Annotated in this window: 17 protein-coding genes and 1 tRNA gene; 5 read left to right on the top strand and 13 right to left on the bottom strand. The window is 72.6% G+C overall.

Features of this window, described 5'->3' with window-relative positions; genetic code table 11:
- The 3 genes from ACIBK5_RS06555 to ACIBK5_RS06545 all read left to right on the top strand — a co-directional run bounded on the left by ACIBK5_RS06555 (position 1) and on the right by ACIBK5_RS06545 (position 2,786).
- On the top strand, positions 1 to 1,140 hold the full coding sequence (locus ACIBK5_RS06555) for an amidohydrolase family protein (protein WP_399016849.1): 1,140 nt from the start codon (positions 1 to 3) through the stop codon (positions 1,138 to 1,140).
- Positions 1,141 to 1,216: 76 nt separating this feature from the next.
- The gene (locus ACIBK5_RS06550; RefSeq protein WP_382486254.1) at positions 1,217 to 1,753 is read left to right on the top strand and encodes an NUDIX hydrolase family protein; all 537 of its coding nucleotides are present in this window, start codon (positions 1,217 to 1,219) and stop codon (positions 1,751 to 1,753) included.
- A gap of 31 nt (positions 1,754 to 1,784) precedes the next feature.
- Positions 1,785 to 2,786 carry a glycoside hydrolase family 43 protein gene (locus ACIBK5_RS06545; RefSeq protein WP_399016847.1) on the top strand — a complete coding sequence of 334 codons (1,002 nt, stop codon included), beginning with the start codon at positions 1,785 to 1,787 and terminating at the stop codon, positions 2,784 to 2,786.
- Between the two features lie 54 nt (positions 2,787 to 2,840).
- On the opposite strand, the gene ACIBK5_RS06540 is transcribed toward ACIBK5_RS06545, so the two are convergent.
- The 13 genes from ACIBK5_RS06540 to ACIBK5_RS06480 form a co-directional block, all read right to left on the bottom strand.
- Positions 2,841 to 2,914, bottom strand: a tRNA-Pro gene (locus ACIBK5_RS06540).
- Between the two features lie 107 nt (positions 2,915 to 3,021).
- Positions 3,022 to 3,381, bottom strand: a complete 360-nt coding sequence (locus tag ACIBK5_RS06535; RefSeq protein WP_399016845.1) for an MmcQ/YjbR family DNA-binding protein — start codon at positions 3,379 to 3,381, stop codon at positions 3,022 to 3,024.
- 30 nt (positions 3,382 to 3,411) lie between these two features.
- A complete protein-coding gene (locus ACIBK5_RS06530; protein ID WP_399016844.1) occupies positions 3,412 to 3,945 on the bottom strand; it encodes a GNAT family N-acetyltransferase in 534 nt (177 codons plus the stop codon).
- Positions 3,942 to 4,520, bottom strand: coding sequence for a helix-turn-helix domain-containing protein (locus tag ACIBK5_RS06525; protein WP_399016842.1), 579 nt, complete (start codon positions 4,518 to 4,520; stop codon positions 3,942 to 3,944). Before ACIBK5_RS06525 ends, ACIBK5_RS06530 begins: the two co-directional genes overlap by 4 nt.
- 46 nt (positions 4,521 to 4,566) lie before the next feature.
- A complete protein-coding gene (locus ACIBK5_RS06520) occupies positions 4,567 to 5,484 on the bottom strand; it encodes a LysR family transcriptional regulator (protein ID WP_399016841.1) in 918 nt (305 codons plus the stop codon).
- A 26-nt stretch (positions 5,485 to 5,510) separates the two neighbouring features.
- On the bottom strand, positions 5,511 to 6,713 hold the full coding sequence (locus tag ACIBK5_RS06515; RefSeq protein ID WP_399016839.1) for a glycine C-acetyltransferase: 1,203 nt from the start codon (positions 6,711 to 6,713) through the stop codon (positions 5,511 to 5,513).
- Positions 6,714 to 6,763: 50 nt separating this feature from the next.
- Positions 6,764 to 7,792 (bottom strand): L-threonine 3-dehydrogenase, encoded by a 1,029-nt coding sequence (gene tdh / locus ACIBK5_RS06510; protein WP_399016837.1) that lies wholly within the window; start codon positions 7,790 to 7,792, stop codon positions 6,764 to 6,766.
- Between the two features lie 180 nt (positions 7,793 to 7,972).
- Entirely contained in the window at positions 7,973 to 8,545 is a 573-nt protein-coding gene (locus tag ACIBK5_RS06505; RefSeq protein ID WP_399016835.1) for a GAF domain-containing protein, read from the bottom strand.
- Between the two features lie 61 nt (positions 8,546 to 8,606).
- A complete protein-coding gene (locus tag ACIBK5_RS06500) occupies positions 8,607 to 9,236 on the bottom strand; it encodes an ATP/GTP-binding protein (protein ID WP_382486272.1) in 630 nt (209 codons plus the stop codon).
- A complete protein-coding gene (locus tag ACIBK5_RS06495; protein WP_399016833.1) occupies positions 9,214 to 9,585 on the bottom strand; it encodes a DUF742 domain-containing protein in 372 nt (123 codons plus the stop codon). Before ACIBK5_RS06495 ends, ACIBK5_RS06500 begins: the two co-directional genes overlap by 23 nt.
- 2 nt (positions 9,586 to 9,587) lie before the next feature.
- On the bottom strand, positions 9,588 to 10,022 hold the full coding sequence (locus ACIBK5_RS06490) for a roadblock/LC7 domain-containing protein (protein WP_215117258.1): 435 nt from the start codon (positions 10,020 to 10,022) through the stop codon (positions 9,588 to 9,590).
- Positions 10,023 to 10,096: 74 nt separating this feature from the next.
- Positions 10,097 to 12,082, bottom strand: coding sequence for an ATP-binding protein (locus tag ACIBK5_RS06485; protein WP_399016831.1), 1,986 nt, complete (start codon positions 12,080 to 12,082; stop codon positions 10,097 to 10,099).
- Positions 12,083 to 12,613: 531 nt separating this feature from the next.
- A complete protein-coding gene (locus tag ACIBK5_RS06480) occupies positions 12,614 to 13,879 on the bottom strand; it encodes an MBL fold metallo-hydrolase (protein WP_399016829.1) in 1,266 nt (421 codons plus the stop codon).
- Positions 13,880 to 14,017: 138 nt separating this feature from the next.
- On the opposite strand from ACIBK5_RS06480, the gene ACIBK5_RS06475 reads away from it, so the two are divergent.
- Positions 14,018 to 15,196, top strand: coding sequence for a Glu/Leu/Phe/Val dehydrogenase dimerization domain-containing protein (locus tag ACIBK5_RS06475; RefSeq protein ID WP_399016827.1), 1,179 nt, complete (start codon positions 14,018 to 14,020; stop codon positions 15,194 to 15,196).
- 85 nt (positions 15,197 to 15,281) lie between these two features.
- On the top strand, positions 15,282 to 15,890 hold the full coding sequence (locus ACIBK5_RS06470; protein WP_399016826.1) for a TetR/AcrR family transcriptional regulator: 609 nt from the start codon (positions 15,282 to 15,284) through the stop codon (positions 15,888 to 15,890).
- Positions 15,891 to 15,958: the final 68 nt, after the last annotated feature.

Here is a 15,958-nt window from a genome sequence, read left to right as displayed (position 1 = left end):
GTGGGCGCGGTCCGCGAGACGCTCGACGCCCTGAGGCTGGTCGACCACCACTGCCATGGCACCGTCACGGCCGGCCTCGACCGCGCGGCCTTCGAGTCGCTCATCACGGAGGGCGACGTCTGGCCGGGCATCTCGCCCTTCGACAGCCCCGTGGGCGTGGCCGTGCGCCGCCACTGCGCTCCCCTGCTGGACCTGCCCCGGCACGCTCCCGCCGAGGAGTACCTCGCCCGGCGCTCCGAACTGGGGTGGCACGAGGTGCAGCGGCGCTTCCTGCGCGCCTCGGGCACGGACGTCCTCTGCGTGGACACCGGCCTCACCCCCGACCGGCTCACCACCCCGCCCCAACTCGCCGCGGCCGCGGGCGGGTCCGCGTACGAGGTCGTACGGCTGGAGAGCGTCGCCGAGTCGGTGCGGGCCGCAGGGGTCGAGCCGGACGCGTACGCGGACGTCTTCCGCGCGGCCGCGCTCGACGCCGTCAGGCGGCCCGGAGTGGTGGCCGTGAAGTCGGTGGCGGCCTACCGCACCGGCTTCGACCTGGACCCGGCCCGCCCCTCGGACCCGGAGGTCACCGAGGCGGCCCGGCGCTGGTCGGCCCGCGGCGGCCGGCTGGCCGACCAGGTCCTCGTACGGCACGTGCTGTGGACCGCCGTCGACCTGGGCCTGCCGCTCCAGCTGCACACCGGGTTCGGCGACAACGACATCCGGCTGCACCGGGCCGACCCCAGCCGTCTCACGGACTGGCTGCGTCTGACCGCCGGGACGATTCCCGTCCTGCTGCTGCACTGCTGGCCCTTTCAGCGGCAGGCCGCCTACCTGGCGGCGGTCTTCGAGCAGGTGTACCTCGACGTCGGTCTCACGCTGCACTACGTCGGCCCCGCCCGGGCCGGTGCGGTCCTCGCGGAGGCCCTGGAGATCACACCGTTCCGCAAACTGCTGTACAGCTCCGACGCGTACGGTGTGGCCGAGTTCTTCCACCTCGGGGCGCTCGCCTTCCGGCAAGGGCTCTCGGGGCTGCTCCAGGAGCGGGTGGACGCGGACGAGCTGTCCCTGCCGGACGCGCTGCGGATCGCGCGGTGGGCCGGGCGGGACAACGCCCTGCGGGTCTACCGGCTGCCGGACGACGTGGCGGAGGGGGATTAGGACGGCGTGGGGCCGGTCACAGTTCCCCTGGAGCGGCTATCCAGGAAGTCCGAACGGCTGAAAGTATGATCAAGCGATGTCTGACATGACCGATACCACGCCCGGCTGGCTGTCCTCCGACGAACTGGAGATGACACGCGCCCGCATGCCGATCCTGTACGTCGAGGCCGTTCCCGTACGCGTCGACGACAGCGGCGAAGTCACCAGTGTCGGTGTGCTGCTGCGCATCGGGCCGGACGGAACGGTCAGCCGGACGCTGGTCTCCGGCCGCGTGCTGCACCACGAGCGGGTCCGCGACGCCCTGCTGCGCCATCTGGAGAAGGACCTCGGCCCGGTCGCGCTCCCCCGCGTCCCGGCGTCGCTCCAGCCCTTCACGGTCGCGGAGTACTTCCCGACCCAGGGCGTCACGGCGTACCACGACCCCCGCCAGCACGCGGTGTCGCTGGCCTACATCGTGCCGGTGACGGGCGACTGCCGGCCCCGGCAGGACGCGCTCGACCTGGTGTGGTTCAGCCCCCAGGAGGCCGTCTCCGAGGCGGTGCAGAGCGAGATGCCGGGCGGGCACGGAGTGCTGCTGAAGCAGGCGCTGGCCCATGCGGGCTGTGTGATCTGACGGGGGCGGACCCTCACGAAGGGGTGAGCTGATGCGGCTTCCCGACATGCCGCTGCACGATCCGTTCGTCGTCGCCGACGCCGAGACCCGCACCTATCACCTCTACACGTCCAACGTCCCGTCCGTGTCGGGCGTGGACGGCACCGGCACGATGGTCTACCGCAGCCAGGACCTGCTGGACTGGACGCGCCCCGTCGTGGTGTTCCGTACCGCCGAGCAGGAGGGAATCTGGGCGACGGACGGCGGCTGGGCGCCGGAGGTGCACGCGTGGGACGGCAGGTACTACCTGTTCACCACGCTGCACAACGAGGACAGACCCCTCCCGGTCCCCGCACCCGACCGGTGGGGCGTCCCGTTCCGGACCCCGACCCATATGCGCGGGACGATCACGGCGGTCTCCGACTCACTGCTCGGCCCGTTCACCGTGCTCGATCCCTCGCGCCCCGTCCCGCCCGAGCACCTCATGACCCTCGACGGCACGCTGTACACCGACCCGTCCGGGCAGCCCTGGATGGTGTACGCGCACGAGTGGCTCCAGACCATCGACGGGACGATGGAGGCTGTCCGGCTGACTCCGGACCTGTCCCGGACGACCGGCGACCCGGTCTACCTCTTCAAGGCCTCGGACGCGCCCTGGACCGCCGAGCAGATCCCCGCCGGCGTCCCGCACCAGCTGCCGCCCTACATCACCGACGGCCCCCAGCTGTATCGCACCCCCGACGGGTCCCTGCTCATGCTGTGGTCGACCTACGAGAAGAACACGGCCGGCGAGGAGGGCACCGTCAGCGGCGGCTATGTGCAGACCTACGCGGTGTCCCGGTCCGGGGACATCCAAGGCCCCTGGCAGCAGCACCGGCCCCTGGTCCGCGACGACAGCGGCCACGGCATGCTGTTCCACACCTTCGACGACCGGCTGATGATGATCCTCCACCGGCCCTTCGAGAACGCCCGCGGCAAGCTGTACGAGATGGGGCTGCACGGTCACGAGCTGGCGGTACTGCGCCGACGCGACGACCTCGACGGCGGCGGCTGACGCCACAACGCAATCAGCGGGCCTGCCTTCCGGCAGACCCGCTGGTCGATTCTGTCGGGACGACAGGATTTGAACCTGCGACCCCTTGACCCCCAGTCAAGTGCGCTACCAAGCTGCGCCACGTCCCGTTGCCCGTCTGACCTGGGGGTTCCCCCGGCCGAACGCGCAGGGAAACAATACCGCACTCGCGCCGGTGATCGCGCATCCGTTTCCCGGAGGCCGGACCCCGGGGCCGTCACTCCGCCGCTGGGAGTCCCAGGCGGGGATGGGCCTCCAGGAGCCGGTTCGGGGCGGCCTGGCGCCAGGAGTCGGCGAGGATGTCCCGCAGTTCGTCCTCGCCCTCCAGCGCGTCCAGCCGGGCCCGCACCCAGGCGAACGACGCCTCGTGGTCGGCGATCCAGAACTTCTTCGGCTCGGCGAGCACGAGTTCGTCCCGCTCCACCTTGGGGCAGCGCACGGCGATGGACGTCTCGTCCTCGGGCAGCGTCGCGAACATCTTCCCCGCGACCCGGAACGTGGGCATGCTCCAGGCGATCTTCTCCGTGGTGTCCGGGAAGGAGAGGGCGATCCGTCGTACGTCTTCGGCATCCGGCATGGTCGGCACGGTAGCCGCTCCCACTGACAATCACCTGGTGAGAGCGTCTGCCGGTACGTGCCTGTAGTAGATCGTCGTCGGGCGGAGCACTCCGTCGGGGCTCGCCGCGTAGTCGGGGATCGCGCCGATCGCGGTCCAGCCGGCGGACCGGTACAGCCGCTCGGCGGGGCTGCCGCTCTCGGTGTCCAGGTGCAGGAGGGTGACCCCGGCCGCCGCGGCGGCGTCCTCCGCCGTCGCCAGCAGCCGGCGGCCGAGGCCGCGCCCGCGGGCGTCCGGGGCCACCATGAGCTTGACGAGTTCGGCGCGGTGGCGGCTGTTGGCCTTGCCGGGGAATGCCAGGCTCACGGTGCCCAGCACCCGGTCCCCGTCGTACGCCGCCCATACGGCGAGACGGCCCGCGGCCACGTCGGCGGCCCGCTCCTCCCACCAGACGAGAGCCTCCGCGCGGTCGAGCGGGGCGAGGAAGCCGACCGAGGCCCCGGCGTTGACGGTGTCGGCCAGCAGGCCAGCCAACTCCGGTACCGCCTTGCGGAGTTGAGCTTCGTCGAGACGGGTGACGGTCACGGCCGCACCACCGCCAGCAGATACCGCACGCCCTCGGGAGCGGCGCACCGGAACCGGGTCGGCCCCCATACGCGCATGCGGAGGCAGTCGCCGGCGCCGAGGTGGTGCCCGGTGGCCTGCGCGGTCACGTCGAGGGCGCCTTCCAGGACCCAGATGTGCTGCTCCAGGCCGGCGACGGGCGGACGGTCGTAGGCGATGTCGGCGCCGGGCGAGAGGCGGGCCTCGACGAGTTCGCCGCGCAGGGCGGAGTGCGGCGGGGACACGGACCGCCGTACAAAACCGGAGGCCTGGTCCTGCCACAGGGGCTGCTCGGTCGCCCGCACCACGGGCGCGGGCTCGGCCTCGACCTCGCTGAGCAGCTGGGACATGGTGCGCCCGTAGACGGCGCACAGACGGTTCAGCAGCGAGGCCGTGGGGCTGATCTCCGCCCGCTCGGCCCGGGACAGGGTGGACCGGCTCACTCCGCTGCGGTCGGCCAACTCGCCCAGGGACCAGCCGTGTTCGGCCCGCAGCTCGGCCAGGCGGACACCCAGCCGGGTGTCGACGGGGTCCGCGCCATCGTCGTCGTTTCTCATATCCGGGACGCTATCCCGGATATGAGACATGCAGGTTTCGGGGTCCTCACACCGGCAGCGGCTGCGCCTGGCCCGCCGCGCCGAGCGCGTCCAGCACCGGGCGGATCAGGGGATGCTCCTCGGCTCCCCGGCGGACGGCGGCGAAGACCCGCCGCGTGGGGGCGGTGCCGTCGACGGGGCGGACGACCACGCCCGTGAGGTCCATGCCGCGCAGCGCCGAGCGGGGTACGAGGGCGACACCGGCGTCGGCGGAGGCGAGGGCGACGACCGCGCGGAAGTCGTCCGAGGAGTGCTCCATACGGGGCTGGAAGCCGGCGTTCTCGCAGGCCAGGATCACCACGTCGTGGCAGGGGTTGCCGGGGTACGGGCCGATCCAGGGGTCCTTGGCCAGTCCGGCGAGCGGGATCTCCGGCGCACCGGACAGCCGGTGGGCGACCGGCACGACCGCGTCGAAGGGCTCGGCGTACAGCGGCACGTGGGCCAGTCGCGGATCGTCGGCGGGCGGGGCACCGCGGTACTCGACGGCGACGGCGACATCGACCTGCCGGTCCAGCACCATCGGCAGGCTGGCGTCGCCCTCGGCGTCCTGGACACGGATACGGATCCCGGGCGCGGACTCGGCGAGCCGGGCCACCGCGGGCGCCACGACCAGGGCGATGCCCGTCGCGAAGGAGGCGACCGTGACGGTGCCCGCCGCTCCCGAGCTGTACGCGGCCAGCTCGGCCTCGGCCCGCTCCAGCTGGGCGAGGACCGCGTTGGTGTGGTTGAGCAGGATCTCGCCCGCGGGGGTGAGCCGTACGCCCTTGGCGCCGCGCTCGACGAGCCGGTGCCCGGTCTCCTGTTCCAGCGCGGCGAGCTGCTGGGACACGGCCGACGGGGTGAGGTACAGCGCGGCGGCAGCCGCCGTCACCGTACGGTGGTCCGCCACCGCACGGAGGATGTGGAGCCGCCGCGCTTCGATCATGCGATCGATTGTCTCAAACGCGCCGCTCAGGCCTGCTCGGCGTCCAGCTCGGCCCGCGCCGCCACGAACGCGTCCACCGCGCGGTTGACGTCCTCAGTCGAGTGGGCCGCCGACAGCTGCACCCGGATCCGGGCCTGTCCCTGTGGCACGACCGGGTAGGAGAAGCCGATCACGTACACACCGCGCTCCAGCAGCAGCTCCGCGAGGCGGCCCGCCTTGGTCGCGTCGCCGATCATCACGGGTGCGATGGCGTGGTCTCCGGGGAGGATCTCGAAGCCCTCCTCGGTCATACGGCGGCGGAAGAGAGCCGTGTTCTCGGCGAGCCGGACCCGGAGGTCGTCCGCGGACTCCAGCAGGTCGATGACCTTCAGGGAGGCCGCCGCGATCACCGGGGCGAGCGTGTTGGAGAAGAGGTACGGCCGGGAGCGCTGGCGCAGCAGGGCGACGATCTCGGCGCGGGCCGCCACATAGCCGCCGGACGCGCCGCCGAGCGCCTTGCCGAGGGTGCCGGTGATGATGTCGACGCGGTCCATGACGCCGTGCAGCTCGGGCGTGCCGCGGCCGCCGGAGCCTACGAAGCCGACGGCGTGCGAGTCGTCGACCATGACCATCGCGTCGTAGCGGTCGGCCAGGTCGCAGATCTCGCGCAGCGGCGCCACATAGCCGTCCATGGAGAAGACGCCGTCGGTGACGATCAGCCGGCGACGCGCGTCGGACGCCTCCTTCAGCCGGGCCTCCAGCTCGGCCAGATCACGGTTGGCGTAGCGCAGGCGGCGGGCCTTGGACAGGCGGATGCCGTCGATGATCGACGCGTGGTTGAGCGCGTCGGAGATGACCGCGTCCTCGGGGCCGAGCAGCGTCTCGAACACACCTCCGTTGGCGTCGAAGCAGGAGGAGTAGAGGATCGTGTCCTCCTGGCCGAGGAACGCCGACAGCCGCGCCTCGAGTTCCTTGTGCACCTCCTGCGTGCCGCAGATGAAGCGGACGGAGGCCATGCCGTAGCCCCAGCGGTCCAGGGCCCCGTGGGCTGCGGCGACGACCTCGGGGTGGTCGGCGAGGCCGAGGTAGTTGTTGGCGCAGAAGTTGAGGACCTCGCCGGGGCGGCCGCCCGCGGTGACGTTCACAGTGGCCGACTGCGGGGTGCCGATGACGCGCTCGGGCTTGTGCAGGCCGGCGGCGCGGATCTCGTCGAGGGTGGCGCGCAGGTCGTCGCGCACGGAGTCGAACATGAGAAGGCTCCTGACGTGGTCGCGGAGAAAAGTCCGGGGGGAAGGGGGAGTTACGCGGTCCAGTCGAGGATGACCTTGCCGCCGCGGCCGCTCGCCGCGTCGGCGAACGCCGCCTCGAAGTCGCGGAAGCCGTAACGGCCGGTGATCACGGGCGCGAGGTCGAGGCCGCCTTCGAGCAGCACGGACATCGCGTACCAGGTCTCGAACATCTCGCGGCCGTAGATGCCCTTGACGGTGATCATCGAGGTGACGATCCGGGCCCAGTCGACGGGGAACTCCTCGGCGGGCAGGCCGAGCATGGCGATCCGGCCGCCGTGCGTCATGTTGGCGATCATGTCGCGCAGGGCCTCGGGGCGGCCGGACATCTCCAGGCCGATGTCGAACCCCTCGCGCAGACCGAGCGCGCGCTGCCCGTCGGCGATGGTGCCGCCGGAGACGTCGAGCGCGAGGCTCACCCCGACCTTGCGGGCCAGCTCCAGCCGCTCCGGGCTGACGTCGGTGATCACCACGTTGCGGGCGCCGGCATGCCGGGCCACGGCGGCGGCCATCAGACCGATGGGACCCGCGCCGGTGATCAGCACGTCCTCGCCGACGAGCGGGAACGACAGCGCGGTGTGCACGGCGTTGCCGAACGGGTCGAAGATCGCGGCCACGTCGAGGTCGACGGGCACCCGGTGCACCCAGACGTTGGCGGCGGGCAGCGCAACGTACTCGGCGAACGCCCCGTCCCTGCCCACACCCAGCCCCACGGTGGCCCGGCACAGATGACGGCGGCCCGCCAGGCAGTTACGGCACTTGCCGCACACCAGATGGCCCTCGCCGCTCACCCGGTCGCCGATGCCGATGTCGGTGACGTCCCGCCCGGTTCCGACGACCTCGCCGACGAACTCGTGCCCGAGCACGAGCGGGGTGCTGATGGTCTGCCGCGCCCAGCCGTCCCACGCTCTGATGTGCAGGTCGGTGCCGCAGATGCCGGTGCGCAGCACCTTGATCAGTACGTCGCCGGGCCCGACGGCGGGCTCCGGGACGTCCGTGAGCCACAGCCCGGGCTCCGCCTTCTCTTTGACCAGCGCCTTCACCGCTAGGGCTCCTGTGGGTGAGTCCCGGCTCCGGGCATGCCGAAGCAGCCCCTGGGCCGGGAGAGGAGTGGGATCGCAGTGCAATCTGCCGTACGGCGGCCGCACCGGTCCATCGAGGATTTCTTAAGCGCCGCCTCAGCTTTCCTTCACGCCCTCAGGAGACTCCGGGAACGCGGGCGCTCAGTAGGGCAGCGAGCCGTCCAGGCCCTCCAGCCGCAGGACGAGCTGCGCGGCGTGTTCCTTGATGGCCGTCAGGCCCGGCTGTCCCCAGGGCCGCGGCTCGACGTCGGCGACACTGACCGTGCCCAGCACCAGCCCCGTGCCGTCGAGGAGCGGCGCCCCCAGATAGGAGCGGATGCCGAACTCGTCGACCACCGGATTGCCGGCGAACCGCGGGTAGTCGCGGACGTCCTCCAGGACCAGGGCCTTGCGTCGCGCCACCACATGGGGGCAGAAGCCATGGTCGCGGGGCAGGGCACGGCCCACCTGGGGGCTGGTGCCGTCGCCGCGCACCACCGGCGCGACGGCCGGGACGTACAGGCCCGCGTAGAACTGCCGCTGCTCGTCGGGGAAGTTGACCATGGCGTACGGCGCCCCGGTGAACTCGGCGAGGCGGCGTGCGAAGGCGTCGAGTGCGGGTTCGGGGCGCTCCCCCAGACCCAGCCGGCGCAGTCGGTGGGTGCGGGCGGGGGCCTCCTTGTCCTCGGGGGTGAGCAGCAGACGACCGGCCGGGCGCGGCGGGTCGTAGCTCATGGGCGTACTCGCGAAGTGTGGGCATGCGTCATACAGGGGCTCCGTGGCAGGTGTGAGGGGGTCACATATGGGCGCCGTACCCCGTCGTGGGGGCCGGGGTGTGGGCGATGAGGTGGCGCACGAGCGTCAGCAGGGTCCGGACCCCGGAGCTGGAGATCCGGGCGTCGCAGCACACGACGGGGACGTCCGCGGTCAGGTCGAGGGCCGCGCGCACCTCCTCGGGGTCGTAGCGGTGGGAACCGTCGAACTCGTTCACGGCGACGATGAAGCCGAGGCCGCGCTGTTCGAAGAAGTCGACCGCCGCGAAACACTCCTCCAGACGGCGGGTGTCGGCGAGGATGACCGCCCCGAGCGCGCCCTCGCACAACTCGTCCCACATGAACCAGAACCGCTCCTGGCCGGGTGTGCCGAACAGGTACAGCACATGTGCGGGGTCGAGGGTGATGCGGCCGAAGTCCATGGCCACGGTCGTCTCGACCTTGTTCTCGATGCCGTCGAGGTTGTCGGTCGCGGCACTGACGGTGGTGAGCAGTTCCTCCGTGCTGAGCGGCGCGATCTCGCTGACCGCGCCGACGAAGGTCGTCTTGCCCACGCCGAACCCGCCCGCGACCAGGATCTTGAGCGCGGTGGGGAACGGATCGGCGCTGCCGCGCGGTCCGTCGGCGTAGTCAGAGCTGTCGTCGTAGTCCATCGAGCACTGCCTCCAGAAGAGCCCGGTCCGTCGGGTTGTGGTAGAACGCGGGGGGCTTGGTGGTCAGCGCCCCGCTGTCGACGAGGTCCGCCAGCAGCACCTTGGTGACGGCCACCGGCAGTCTGAGATGGGCGGCGACCTCGGCGACCGCGACGGGCGCGCGGCACAGGTCGAGCGCCTGGGTGTGCTCGGGGCCGAGATAGCCGAGGGGGGTCGCCCCGGTGGCCATCAGCTGCGACATGAGGTCGAGCGCGACGGTGGGACGGGTGCGGCCGTTGCTGACGGTGAACGGGCGCACCAGCCGCCCGGCCGCGTCGTCGAGCCAGGGCCCGTCACCGGCCGCCGTCACGGTCAAGGCCTCATCGCCGGGGGTTCGACGGACTGCTGCCGGGGAGCGGTGACCAGGTACGGGCGGACGCTCTTGACGAGCATCGCCATCTCGTAGCCGAGCACGGCCGCGTCGGCCTCGCGGCCGGCGAGCACGGCCAGGCAGGTGCCGGAGCCGGCGGTGGTGACGAACAGCAGGGTCGAGTCGAGTTCGACGACGACCTGCCGTACGTCACCGCCGTCGCCGAAGCGGACCCCGGCGCTGCGGCCGAGGGAGTACAGGCCGGAGGCCAGGGCGGCCATGTGGTCGGCGCTGTCCGGGTCGAGGCCGTGCACGGACTTCACGAGCCCGTCGCAGGACAGGAGCACAGCGGCGTTCGTGTGCGGTACGCGCTGCACGAGGCCGCTCATCAGCCAGTCGAGATCGGATACCTGGGCGGTCGGCGCATCGCTCGCCATGGTGGATCGACTCCTTGGGGTACGAAGGTCTGCGGGAGCGCTGGGGGTGGGGGTGGAGGTGGAAACGGGGGTGGTCATCCGGCGGGTGCGCTCCCGTCCCGCCGGGTGGTGGTGCTGTGGTCGGTGTGCACCGGCTCCAGGTGTGCCGGCTCGATGTGCGTCGGCTGCTCCCTGTCGCCCCGGCCCATGTCGCCGGACTCCATGTGCTGTTGCGCCTCGGCGAGGCTCATGCCGCGCTGGAAGGCCGCCATCAGACCGGGGTCGTGGCCGACGAGGTACTCGGGGTCCTGGCGCGGCGTGGGACCGTCGCGCAGCTGGGGGGCGATGTGCTCCTGGGCGCGGCGGCGGGGCAGTTGGGGTTTGCCCATGGTGCCGCGCACGGCGCCGTTGCGGGGGGTGGGCGGCTCGGTCGCGTTCCCGGCGAGGACGCGCCGGTCGTCCGGGCTGATCCCGGGACGCGCGTCGGCCGGGGTGGGGCGCTCCCGACGGGTCCCGCGCACGGGCAGGGGCGCCGGATGGCCGTTCTTCGGGGTCGCGCCCGAGTCCGGTTCGATGTCCCGCTGGTGGGCTCGGGACGCGGCGGGTGCGGAGGGCGGGACGGACCGCCGTCCCTCGGACGGGGTAGCCGACACGGACGAGAACCCGTACACCGTCGAGGACCCTGCCGTGGGCGCGGATCCGGCATCGGGCGAGCCGCCGGGGCCGACGCCGCCGGACACCGCCCCCTCGGCCGAGGACGGCTTTGGGGAGTCCGCTCGGGCTCCGCCGTCGGGCGCCCGCCCGGCGGCGCCTCCGGCTCCGGCCTGCCCACCCTCCGGATGCCCGGCACCCGCCGGCGCACCCGCCTCCGCCCCCAGCAGCGCCTGCGGCACGACGAGCACCGCCTGCACTCCGCCGTAGATGTTGGTCTGGAGGCGGACGTTGATGCCGTGCCGCCGGGCGAGCTGGGAGACCACGAACAGGCCGATGCGGCCGTCCGCGAGAAGCCGGGCGACGTTCACCTGGTCCGGGTCGGCGAGCAGGGCGTTCATCCGCGTCTGCTCCTCGACGGGCATGCCGAGTCCGCGGTCCTCGACCTCCACGGCGAGCCCGGAGGTGACGAGGTTGGCGCGCAGCAGCACCTGGGTCTGGGGGGCGGAGAACACCGTGGCGTTCTCGACGAGTTCGGCCAGCAGGTGGATGACGTCGGCGACGGCGTGGCCACGCAGGGTGCCGTCGATCGGCGGCACGAGTTTGACCCGCGAGTACTGCTCGACCTCGGCGATGGCCGAGCGCAGCACCTCGGTCATGGAGACGGGGTTGCTCCACTGGCGGCGGGAGACAGCCCCGCCGAGCACGGCGAGGTTCTCCGCGTGCCGGCGGATGCGGGTGGCGAGGTGGTCGACGTGGAAGAGCCCCTTGAGCAGTTCGGGGTCCTCCATCTCGTTCTCCAGCTCGTCGAGGATGGAGATCTCGCGGTGCACCAGTGACTGCAGGCGCCGGGCGAGATTGACGAACACCTCGAGCTTCTGTTCGCTGCCCGCCTGGCTGGAGAGCTGCGCGGCCTCGACGACGGCGGTGAGGGCGCCGTCGTGCGCACGGGTCAGGTCGGCCGAGAGCAGGTCGAAGTCGTCGGCGCCCTGGGCGGGACCGCCGCGCTGATCGTCGGGACCGCGCTGTGGCGGGCCGTCGCCGCGGCGGAGCGTCTCGACCAGGCCGCGCAGGTCGGCCTCGCGCCGCGCGGTGGTGCGGCGCAGGACGCCGATGCGGTCGTGCACGGACCGGGCGGCCCGGTTGGCGGCCACCGCGGCGACGACGATGCCGACGAGGGTGACCGAGACCGCCCCGGCGAGCACGGCCCACAGGGTGAGCCCCGGGCGGGCCCCGGTGGACCGGACGGTGAAGAGGACGGCGGCACAGCCGCTGAGGGCGACGGCGACGGGCGGCAGCACAGCGAGACGCAGCAGCTGGGGCCGTATGTGGGTCTCGGGCAGCGCGGGTGCGGTGCGGGCGGCTGGCCGCCCGTGCCGCCCGCCCTCACGGCGGTCTGCGCGTGTGGCCGGGGCGCGGAGGTGAGACATCGGTGTCCTCGTACTGGTCCGTCGGTGCTGGGTGCCAGGGGGGCTCGCGGGCGTGCGGTCGGGCTCGCGTGGCCGCTTCCGCGCCCTCCGGGCCGCCGGCCCGGACGCTCCTTGCTTCCGCCCGGCTCCGGCGGGACCGGAATCCGGGTCCCGGCCCGGGCCGGAGGCCACGGCCGTAGCCGTACCGGCGTCGGTGGTGCGTGGGCGGCGGGGATCCCCGTCGCGTCGACTCCCTCGTCCGCCTTGCGCCTGCACGTGCCGGTCCCCGCTCCCTGATCCGTCCTGTTTCCCGACGGCCACTGACAGTAGTCGCCAGCGCATCATGTGCGGTGGGCAGTTGACAAACTCATACGGTGAGCGTCCTGCTCTGGTATGAGGTCTCGTACGACAGACCGATAACTCCGCCCCGCGCTCGACCATGAACGGTCACAGTCCGATCCGACCTGGTCAGAAGCGGTCACACCGAAACGGCGAGGGCCGGGGAGACTCTCTCTCCCCGGCCCTCGCCGTCTACCTGCCGTCTGCTCCTCGTCAGCCCGCCGGGAGCGTCTCGGGGTCCCCGGTGCCCTTGGCCGACTCACCCCGCCCGTCACTCACCGTATCGGCCTGGGCCACGGCTGCCGTGTCCGACGCGGTCTTGATGTCGGCTTCGGGGAGCGCCTCCCCGGCCGGGAATCCACCCGCCGGAGCGAGCGCCACCCCACGCCACCACGGCTCGGACGGGACGGTCTCCGCCGTGGGCTCGAAGGGCTCGCCGGGGCGGGGCAGCGCGACCCGGGCGCCCACCGCGCGGGCGGCCGCGACCGTCCCCTCGCCGGGGTCGGCCCAGGGATGTGTCGCGAGGTTGAAGGTGGCCCAGTGGATCGGCAGCATCGGGCCGTGCTCCGGCCCGCCCTGGAGGTCGAGGTGGGCGCGCATGCCCTCCTCGGGGGTCATGTGGATGTCGGGCCAGAAGTCGGAGTACGCGCCGATCTGGATCATCGTGGCGTCGAACGGCCCGTGCTCGGCGCCGATCTCCTTGAAGCCCTCGAAGTAGCCGGTGTCGCCACTGTGGTAGATCCGGTGCTCCTCCCCGGCGACGACCCAGGAGGCCCACAGGGTGTGCTGGGTGTTGCGCAGGCCCCGGCCGCAGAAGTGCCGGGCCGGGGTGGCGGTCAGGGCGAGGCCGCCGATCTTCGTGGTCTCCTGCCAGTCCAGTTCGCGCAGCCGGCCGGCGGACACGCCCCAGTGCTCCAGGTGCGCGCCGACGCCGAGCGGCACGGCGAACAGGGTGTCCGTGCCGGCCAGGGCCTTGATGGTGGGCATGTCCAGGTGGTCGTAGTGGTCGTGCGAGATGACCACCACGTCGACCGGGCCGAGCGCGGCCAGCGGCACGGGCGCCGGGTGCAGCCGCTTGGGCCCGGCGAAGGGGAACGGGGAGCAGCGCTCGCCCCACACCGGGTCGAACAGGACCCGTCGGCCGTCGATCTCCGCGAGCACGCTGGAGTGCCCCATCCAGGTCAGCCGCAGCCCCGTGGCCGGGGGCCTGGCGATGTCGGCGAGGGTGGTGGAGTGCAGCGGCACCGTGCCCTTCGGGCTGCGGCGGGGCCGGGTCTCCTTGTCGAAGAAGACCTTCGCGAAGTCCAGGGTGGAGCCCGAGGGCCGGGTCCGCGCGGGGCCGCCGGGATTCTGGAAGACCCCGTCCGCGAAGTGGGGCGATCTGCGGATGCGCGCCATGCGCTCACCGCGCGGATCCGCGCCGAACGCCCCGGGCCGCAGCGCACGGAGCCCGGTGCTCAGGGAACGGAAACCGGCCACGGTACCTCCAAGTGGAGTCGGTCAGGCTTTCCATTATGGTCGGCCCCTCCGACGACACCGAAGCACTGGGGTCCCTCCGAGGGCGATACTGACCGGTGATTCAGTAAAACCCTCGGCAACCCCGGCGAAGGAGCCCGTATGGCCAGCCCTCTGCTGTCCCTCACCTGGACCGACCACGTCACCGGTCACCAGGGCTTTCTGGTCGTCGACCGGCTGGTGCGCGGTGTCGCCAGCGGCGGTCTGCGGATGCGCTCGGGCTGCACCCTGGAGGAGGTCACGGGCCTGGCCCGCGGGATGACCATGAAGGAAGCCCTGCACTACGACCCCGAGAGCCGCTACGTCCCGCTCGGCGGCGCGAAGGGCGGCATCGACTGCGACCCCCGGGACCCGGAGGCGTACCCCCTGCTCGTGCGCTACCTGCGCGCGATGCGGCCGTACATCGAGAGCTGCTGGACGACGGGCGAGGACCTCGGGCTCACCCAGGACCTGGTGGACCGGGCCGCCGCCGAGGCGGGGCTGGTCTCCTCCATACAGGCCGTGTATCCCCTGCTGGACGACGAGGCCGAGGCCAGGCGGCGACTCGCGGACGCGTTCGCGGTCGAAGTGGGCGGCACGGGGCTCGACGAACTGGCCGGCGGCTGCGGTGTGGCCGAGGCGGCCCTCACGGCCCTGGACCGCGCCGGTGTGCCCTACGCGGGGACGCGGGTCGCCCTCCAGGGCCTCGGCACCATGGGCGGAGCCACCGCGCGCTTCCTCTCCCGCGCGGGACTCACGGTCGTGGCCGTCGCCGACGTCAAGGGCACGATCGCCAACCCGGCGGGGCTGGACGTCGAGGCGCTGCTCGCCGCGCGGGACGCCCACGGCACCGTGGACCGCTCCGCGCTGCGTCCCGGCGACCGCGACCTGCCCGGCGAGGCGTGGCTGTCGGCCGACACGGACGTTCTGGTGCCCGCGGCCGTCTCGTACGCGATCGATTCCGGGAACCAGGAGCGGATCACCGCTCGCTGGGTCGTCGAGGCGGCGAACATGCCCGTACGACCGGAGGCGGAGCTGCTGCTGGCCGGGCGCGGGGTGACAGTGCTGCCGGACGTGGTGGTCAACTCCGGGACGAACGCCTGGTGGTGGTGGACGCTCTTCGGGGACATCGGCGCCGACGCGGAGGAAGCGTTCGCCCACATCCGCGGCTCGATGCGGGCCTTGGTCGAGCGGATGCTGGCCCGTGCGCAGGCCGAAGGGACGACACCGCGGGCCGCCGCCCACGCCATCGCGGCGGACCGGCTGCCGGTGATCACGGAACGCTTCGGCTGGCACCGCTGAGGGACGCCGAACCGGCCACGCGCCCCTCCCGAACGGGCCGAATCCACACGTCAAGAGGGGGTACGCGCGTGTGTAGGGTGACGGCGTGACGAGAGTCCGGTTGAGCGTGGCGGAACGGCGCGGTGATCTGCTGCGGGCCGCCGTCGAGCAGATCGAGGCGCGGGGCGTGACGGCGGTCAGGATCGCCGACATCGCCTCGGTGCTCGGTGTGAGCAACGCGCTGGTCCTCTATCACTTCTCGACGAAGGAACAGCTGGTGGCAGCCGCGTTCCGGCATGCGGCGGAGGGTGACCTCGCACAGCTGAGCAAGCTGCTGGGCCGCCGGACATCGGCGCTGCGCCGGCTGCGGTCGGCCGTACGGTGGTACGCCCCGACGGGCCAGGCCAAGGGCTGGCGGCTGTGGATCGAGGGGTGGGCGGCGGCGCTGCGCGAGCCGGCGCTGCGGGAGGTCGCCCAGGACCTCGACCGGCAGTGGAAGGCGGCCATCGCCGAGGTCATCGCGGAGGGCGTGGCGGCCGGCGAGTTCCACTGCCCCGACCCGCACGGCACGGCCCTGCGCCTCACCGCACTCCTCGACGGACTCGCCGTCCAGCTGACGTCCTACGAGGGCGCGGTGCCGCGGGCGCGGGCACAGGAGTGGGTGGAGGACGCGCTGTCCCGCGAACTGGGCTTGCGTTCGGCGGCCTTGCCGTAGGCAACCCGGCGGCGCTGCTGAGGCCGGGGGTGGGTGCGCAGCCCGGCGGAACGGGGTGCCGCTGCGCC

It is taken from the genome of Streptomyces sp. NPDC050546, assembly GCF_044457425.1.
GTDB lineage: Bacteria > Actinomycetota > Actinomycetes > Streptomycetales > Streptomycetaceae > Streptomyces.
The sequence above is the reverse complement of the archived record's forward strand: the minus strand, read 5'-3'. Positions and strand labels throughout refer to the sequence as shown.